Source organism: Mycobacterium sp., assembly GCF_035314905.1.
Taxonomy (GTDB): domain Bacteria; phylum Actinomycetota; class Actinomycetes; order Mycobacteriales; family Mycobacteriaceae; genus Mycobacterium.
In genome coordinates this window covers 1-6,925 of sequence record NZ_DATFYW010000236.1, presented here as the reverse complement: position 1 = coordinate 6,925, position 6,925 = coordinate 1, and the positions used below count along the sequence as shown (strand labels likewise).

At 69.0% G+C, this 6,925-nt stretch carries 6 protein-coding genes and 1 pseudogene; 6 read left to right on the top strand and 1 reads right to left on the bottom strand.

Annotation, left to right across the window (positions count from 1 at the left end; genetic code table 11):
- Window positions 1-177: 177 nt before the first annotated feature.
- The 4 genes and pseudogenes from VKG81_RS20335 (at window position 178) to VKG81_RS20320 (ending at window position 2,762) form a co-directional block, all read left to right on the top strand.
- Window positions 178-1,026: pseudogene (locus VKG81_RS20335) on the top strand (PhzF family phenazine biosynthesis protein).
- 175 nt (window positions 1,027-1,201) lie between these two features.
- Window positions 1,202-1,375, top strand: a complete 174-nt coding sequence (locus VKG81_RS20330) for a hypothetical protein (protein WP_324398528.1) — start codon at window positions 1,202-1,204, stop codon at window positions 1,373-1,375.
- Window positions 1,376-2,163: 788 nt separating this feature from the next.
- The gene (locus VKG81_RS20325; RefSeq protein WP_324398527.1) at window positions 2,164-2,349 is read left to right on the top strand and encodes a hypothetical protein; all 186 of its coding nucleotides are present in this window, start codon (window positions 2,164-2,166) and stop codon (window positions 2,347-2,349) included.
- Between the two features lie 26 nt (window positions 2,350-2,375).
- Entirely contained in the window at window positions 2,376-2,762 is a 387-nt protein-coding gene (locus tag VKG81_RS20320) for a MarR family winged helix-turn-helix transcriptional regulator (RefSeq protein WP_324398526.1), read from the top strand.
- On the opposite strand, the gene VKG81_RS20315 is transcribed toward VKG81_RS20320, so the two are convergent.
- Window positions 2,759-3,031: a hypothetical protein gene (locus VKG81_RS20315; RefSeq protein WP_324398525.1), complete on the bottom strand. Its 273-nt coding sequence runs from the start codon at window positions 3,029-3,031 to the stop codon at window positions 2,759-2,761. The two genes, VKG81_RS20320 and VKG81_RS20315, sit on opposite strands and share 4 nt — an antisense overlap.
- A gap of 127 nt (window positions 3,032-3,158) precedes the next feature.
- On the opposite strand from VKG81_RS20315, the gene typA reads away from it, so the two are divergent.
- On the top strand, window positions 3,159-5,051 hold the full coding sequence (typA, locus tag VKG81_RS20310; protein WP_324398529.1) for a translational GTPase TypA: 1,893 nt from the start codon (window positions 3,159-3,161) through the stop codon (window positions 5,049-5,051).
- Between the two features lie 30 nt (window positions 5,052-5,081).
- A partial coding sequence (locus VKG81_RS20305; protein WP_324398524.1) for an ABC transporter family substrate-binding protein occupies window positions 5,082-6,925 on the top strand: 1,844 nt, incomplete at its 3' end.

Genomic DNA, 6,925 nt, shown 5'->3' with positions numbered 1-6,925 from the left:
TCCGGCCGTCGCGTCTGCCGATCCGTGGCAGCCGTACTCCGGGCCGTTTCATCCGGTCCGCCACTACATCGGTGACCTCGAGCACCCGATCTGGGCCATCACACACCCGCTGCGCTCCCTGACTCTCTGAGAATTAAGCCGTTGCGTGGCGGCACGGCGACCCGGCAACATCTGACGATGACCGAGCGCCGTGCCCGCGCTTTCGCACAGGTGGACGTCTTCTCGACCACCCCCTACCTCGGAAATCCGCTAGCGGTCGTCCTCGACGGTGTCGGCGTCTCCGATCACGACATGGCGCGCTTCGCGCGCTGGACCAACCTCTCGGAGACGACGTTCGTGCTGCCCGGCACAGCCCCGGAGGCCGACTACCGGCTCCGTATCTTCACTCCGGGCGGTGAACTGCCGTTCGCCGGCCATCCGACGCTGGGTTCCGCCCACGCCTGGCTTGACCGCGGCGGCACGCCCAAGAGCCGCGATCGGGTCGTCCAGGAATGCGCGGCCGGCCTCGTCGACGTGCGCCTCGCCCCGCGACGGCTGTCTTTTGCCGCGCCGCCCACCGTGCGCTCAGGACCCCTCGACGAGGAGTTCCTCGACATGATCGTCACCGCGGCAGGCATCACTCGCGACCGTGTCGTTGCCCATCAGTGGGTCGATAACGGTCCCGGATGGGCCGCGGTGCAACTCTCGAGTGCCGAGGAGGTCCTCGCCCTCGAGCCGGACTTCTCCCACTTGCCCGACGCCATGCTCGGTGTGGTCGGGGCCCACGCGCCGGGCGCGTAGTGCGCCTTCGAGGTGCGGGTGTTCGGCCCCCGCGTCGGGGTACCTGAGGACCCGGTCACCGGAAGCTTCAACGCGAGCGTGGCGCAATGGCTGATCGGCACCGGCGCAGCCCCCGGGTCCTATACGGTCTCGCAGGGATCACGCCTGGGCCGCGACGGCGTCGTGCACATCGAGGCCGACGATGCCGGCACCGTCTGGGTAGGCGGTGCAAGCACGACCTGCATCCGCGGAACCGTCGCGTTGTGACGTTGTTCACTTTGCGCAAGCCGGTTCCCACACATCACTTTTCGCTGCGGTCAGCTGGGCGAAACCTACGCGGGCTACGTTGGTCACCGCGCCCGGCGGCAGGAGGCTCCGAGCGCAGCTGTCACGAACGGGGAATGCGATGGTGAACTTTGTAAGCGGTCCTATTGTGGCCGCCATGGGAACCGCCGAGGGCGTCATCGTCAAGGCCAGGGAGTTGATCGGAGCAGCCCTCGGCCGTTCGGAGATCATCGATGAGGAGGCCGCCGAAGACGAGGGCGACGTCGATACGGCGCGATTGCCGGTGCCGGTGGCCGAGGCACCTAACGGTCACGTTCAGACAGAGGGTTGACAGCCTGGTCGCAGCGCTGTGATAGGTGGCATTTGTAGCCTTCCCTTGAGGGGGTTGGCACGATAAGGACGCAGCGACTGGTTGCCGGGGCCGCGATGGCGGGTGGCCTCGCGGTGAGCCTTCTGCTCCAGGGCGGCGGCGCGAGCGCGGCTGCATTGTCTCCGTTGGCTCCGAGCGATCCCGGCCCGTCGTCGAGCGGCGGCAGCGATTCCGGGTCGTCGGGGGGCGGTAGCGATTTCGGATCTTCGGGCGGCGGTGGCGATTTTGGGTCGTCGTCCTCAGAGCCGATGTTTTCGAGCGAACCCGGTCCCTCCTCCCCGTCGATCGACATCCCCAGCGGTCCAAGCGGATCGCCTGAACTTGGTGGCGGCGGTCCTTCATCCGCTCAAGGAGTTCCGGGCGGACCGCCGGATCTTGACTCGGGAAAGCCGGCCGGGCCTGCCCCGGATGAGGCCGGCCGACCGGGTGTCCCACTGAATCTGGGCGGCGGTCCGCCCGGCGGCCCCCCGCCCAACCAACTTCCGAATCCGCCCGGCGGCCCCCCGCCTAACCAACTTCCGAACCCACCCGGCGGCCCACCCAGCCAGGGGCCCCCACCGAACCAACTTCCGAACCCACCCGCCGGACCGCCGCCCGACCAGGTCCCCAACCCACCCGGCGGGCACCCGCCCAACCAATTCCCCAACCCGCCCGGTGGACCCCCGGACCAGGACGGTGACCACCGGCCACCCTGGCACCGGCCGCCCGTTCCGCCTCCGCCGTGGCAGCCGCCGTGGTGGTGGTGGCAGGTGCCAGAGGACCCGTGGGACGCTCAGCCGACGTGCCAGGGGGTGCCGCTGGCACCGAATGCTCCGGCCCCGCCGCCGTTCCAGTACCAGGGCCAGACCGTGAACCCGGTATTCGACCCGGGCGCGCAAGAGTGGGGTTTCTGGTTCCAGGGAAAGTGGATCCCGCTGTTCGAGTCCGGATGTTAGCTACCGGCGCGGCCTATCGTGACAGTGTGGGCCTGCCCGACGACGTGTACGAGCGACTGTTGATGCTGCGTAGCAACCTGCGGCGCTTCGATCGCTGGAGCGCCGAGCAGGCCCAGTCGGCGGGGCTGACACCCATGCAGCATCAGTTACTGCTGGCAATTCGCGGCCACGCGGACCGCCGTGGGCCCACGATCGGTGAGATCGCCGACTACCTGTTGCTGAAGCACCACAGCGCAGGCGAATTGGTGCATCGGGCCGGCGCCGCGGGCCTGGTTCGCCGTGTTCGCGACAGTGCGGACCGGCGCGTGGTTCGGATACAACTGACCGACGCCGGAACGGAACGCCTCGAGTCGCTCACGGCGATGCATCTCGAAGAGCTGCAACGCCTTTCCCTCCGGTTGCCGGAACCCTAGGGGATGCTCTGCCGGTACCCCACCCGCACGTCGTGCACGTTCCTCGGGTGGTGGACAGCGTGCAACGGATGCATGAGCGCCGGATGGCGGCAGTGCGCCCAGGAAGCTCGCGGCCGTTTCGTGGCCGAGAACGTCAGGTGGCCACATGCGGCGCACCGGACGAAGTAGAAACCGCCCATCAGCCCGATCACCCCGATGTAGATCGCGGCAGAGGCGGCCAGGGCCAGCACGGCGATGAGGACGACGGTGAGGACTGCGTAAAGGCTCATGGCCCGATAATACATCGTAGTACGATATTTCCGGGACGTGGTCCTCGTCACTGGCTCCGCATCGTTTTCGCAATCGGCCTTCGGCACTGTCACAATCTGCGGCGTGGCGAACGCGCAGCAACCCGAGATTCGACGCCGCAACGTCGCGATCGTGGCCCATGTCGACCACGGCAAGACGACGCTGGTCGACGCGATGCTGCGGCAATCCGGGGCGCTGCATGAACGTGGCGAGGCCGTCGAGCGGGTGATGGACACCGGGGACCTCGAGCGGGAGAAGGGCATCACGATCCTGGCCAAGAACACCGCCGTGCATCGTCGTCACCCCGACGGCAGCGTGACGGTGATCAACGTGATCGACACCCCGGGGCACGCCGACTTCGGTGGCGAGGTCGAGCGCGGCCTGTCGATGGTCGACGGCGTGCTGCTGCTGGTCGATGCGTCGGAGGGACCGCTGCCGCAGACCCGCTTCGTGCTGCGCAAAGCGCTGGCCGCGCACCTGCCGGTGATCCTCGTGGTCAACAAGACCGACCGCCCGGACGCCCGGATCGCCGAGGTCGTCGAGTCCAGCCACGACCTGCTGCTCGACGTGGCATCCGACCTCGACGACGAGGCCGCGGCCGCCGCCGAGCATTCGCTGAGCCTGCCGACCCTCTACGCGTCCGGCCGTGCCGGTGTGGCGAGCACCCTGCCGCCGGCGGACGGGCAGGTGCCCGAGGGAAAGAACCTCGATCCGCTGTTCGATGTGTTGCTCGAGCATGTGCCGCCGCCGAGCGGGGATCCCGATGCCCCGCTGCAGGCGCTGGTCACCAACCTCGACGCGTCGGCGTTCCTCGGCCGCCTGGCATTGGTGCGGATCTACAACGGCAGGCTGCGCAAGGGGCAGACCGTCGCCTGGCTGCGTGAGGTCGACGGCGAGCCCGTCGTCACCTCGGCGAAGATCACCGAGCTGCTGGCCACCGAGGGCGTCGAACGCAGCCCGACCGCCGAGGCGGAGGCCGGCGATATCGTCGCGGTCGCTGGCCTGCCCGACATCATGATCGGCGACACCCTGGCCGAGTCCTCGAATCCCGTTGCACTGCCGCGGATTACGGTTGATGAGCCGGCGATTTCGGTGACGGTCGGCACCAACACGTCGCCGCTGGCCGGCCGGGTGCCGGGGCACAAGCTCACGGCCCGGCTGGTGCGGGCGCGGCTCGACACGGAGCTGGTGGGCAACGTGTCGATTCGCGTGGTCGACATCGGCAGGCCCGACGCGTGGGAGGTGCAGGGCCGCGGCGAGCTCGCCCTGGCCGTGCTGGTCGAGCAGATGCGCCGCGAGGGTTTCGAATTGACCGTCGGCAAGCCCCAGGTCGTGACGAAGACGGTCGACGGCAAGCTGCACGAGCCCTATGAGGCGCTGACGATCGACTCTCCGGAGGAGTTTGTCGGCGCGATCACGCAACTGATGGCCGCGCGCAAGGGCCGCATGACCGAGATGACAAACCACGCCGCGGGCTGGGTGCGGATGGACTTCGTCGTCCCGAGCCGCGGGCTGATCGGTTGGCGCACGGAGTTTTTGACCGAGACCCGCGGCACGGGGATAGCACATGCGGTGTTCGACGGGTACCGGGGATGGGCCGGCGAGATCAGGTCGCGGCACAGTGGGTCGCTGGTGTCTGACCGGGCGGGCGCCATCACCGCCTACGCACTGCTGCAGCTTGCCGATCGCGGCACGTTCTTCGTCGAGCCGGGCCAGGACACTTATCAGGGCATGGTCGTCGGGATCAATCCACGGGCGGAGGACATCGACGTCAACGTCACGCGGGAGAAGAAGCTCACCAACGTGCGCTCGTCGACCGCGGACGTGACCGAGACGATGGCCAAGCCGATCGAGCTCGACCTGGAGCAGGCGATGGAGTTCTGCGCGACCGACGAGTGTGTCGAGGTGACGCCGGAGATCGTGCGGGTTCGCAAGGCCGAGCTGGACGCCACCGTGAGGGCACGCAGCCGCGCGCGGGCCAAGGCGGCGAATCGTGCATAGCCGGCGCGACGGGGGGTGGCCGATACCCTGATGGGCGTGCCAGGTCGATCTCTCCGCGCCGTCGCCGCGGTCAGCGCCCTGGCCACGGTCGCCTCGGGCTGCACGGTGAGCCCGCCGCCGGCGCCGCAGAGCACCGACACATCGCAGAGCTCGACGCCACCGCCACCCCGGGCGACCCAGATCATCATGGGCATCGACTCGATCGGCGCGGGGTTCAACCCACACCTGCTGTCGGACCAGTCCCCGGTGAACGCGGCGATCGGTGCGCTGGTGTTGCCCAGTGCGTTCCGGCCGGCGCCGGACCCGACGTCGCCGACCGGCTCACGGTGGGAGATGGACTCGACGCTGCTCACGTCCGCCGAGGTGACCAGCCAGAACCCGTTCACGGTCACCTATAAGATCCGGCCGGAGGCGTCCTGGACGGACAACGCGCCGATCGCCGCCGACGACTTCTGGTACCTGTGGCGGCAGATTGTCAGCGAGCCCGGTGTCGTGGATCCCGCGGGGTATGACCTGATCACCGGGGTGCAGTCGCTGGACGGCGGCAAGCAGGCGGTCGTGACGTTCTCGCAGCCGTATCCGGCGTGGCGCGAGCTGTTCACCAACATCCTGCCTGCGCACATCGTCAAGGATGTGCCGGGAGGGTTCGCTTCCGGACTGGTGCGGGCGCTGCCGGTCACCGGCGGCCAGTTCCGGGTGGAGAGCATCGACCCACAGCGCGACGAGATCCTGCTGGCGCGGAACGACCGATTCTGGGGTCCGCCGGCGCAGCCCGACCAGATCCTGTTCCGGCGTGCCGGTGCGCCCGCAGCGTTGGCCGATTCGATCCGCAACGGCGACACACAGGTGGCGCAGGTCCATGGCGGGCAGGCGGCGTTCGCGCAGCTCAGCGCGATCCCGGATGTGCGGACTTCCAGGATCATGACGCCGCGGACGCTGCAGGTGACGTTGCGGGCGCAGGAGCCGAAGCTCGCCGATGTGCGGGTGCGCGAGGCGATCTTCGGGTTGCTCGACGTGGATCTGCTGGCCGCGGTCGGGGCGGGCAGTGACAACACGGTGACGCTGGCGCAAGCGCAGGTGCGCTCGCCGTCGGATCCGGGTTACGTACCGACGGCGCCGCCGGCGATGACGAAAAACGCTGCCCTGGCGTTGTTGTCGCAGGCCGGTTACGAGATCGAGAGTGATAACGGGACGACCCCGGCACCCGCGCCACCCACCGCCGGATCGCGAACGTCGCAGGCGCCCACGCCGGCCCCGGAGCTGACGCGGGGCCGGATCAGCAAGGATGGGACCACGTTGTCGCTGGTGCTCGGGGTGGCGGCGAACGATCCGACCGCGGCGGCGGTCGCGAACACCGCGGCGGATCAGTTGCGCAGTGTCGGGATCGAGGCAACGGTGTCGCCGCTGGACTCGCCGGTGCTGTACGGGGACGCGTTGACGAACAACCGGGTCGACGCTGTGGTGGGTTGGCACCGTGCGGGCGGGGATCTGGCCACGGCGTTGGCGTCGCGGTACGGCTGCCCGGCTTTGGAGGCGACGGCCGTGTCGACGAGCCCTACCGCTGCCACGTCCAGTGCTAAGCCGTCGACCACCACTGCGCCGCCGAACGCCACCTCGTCGACGACCGCGACGGCGACGAGCCCGCCGGCCACGGCGCCGGGGGCGTTGGTGCAGGCGCCGAGCAACATCACCGGCATCTGCGATCGCAGTGTTCAGCCGCGGATCGACGCGGCGTTGGACGGCTCGGTCGACATCTCCGACGTGATCAACGCGGTGGAGCCGAAGCTGTGGGACATGGCCACGGTGCTGCCGATCCTGCAGGACACGACGATCGTCGCGGTCGGGCCGAGCGTGCAGAACGTCGGCCTGACCGG

Bases quoted from the DNA above. Each gene is read 5' to 3' on its own strand.
- VKG81_RS20330 (WP_324398528.1), top strand. From the start codon at position 1,202: ATGGGAACCGCCGAGGGCGTCATCGTCAAGGCCAGGGAGTTGATCGGA.
- VKG81_RS20315 (WP_324398525.1), bottom strand. From the start codon at position 3,031: ATGAGCCTTTACGCAGTCCTCACCGTCGTCCTCATCGCCGTGCTGGCC.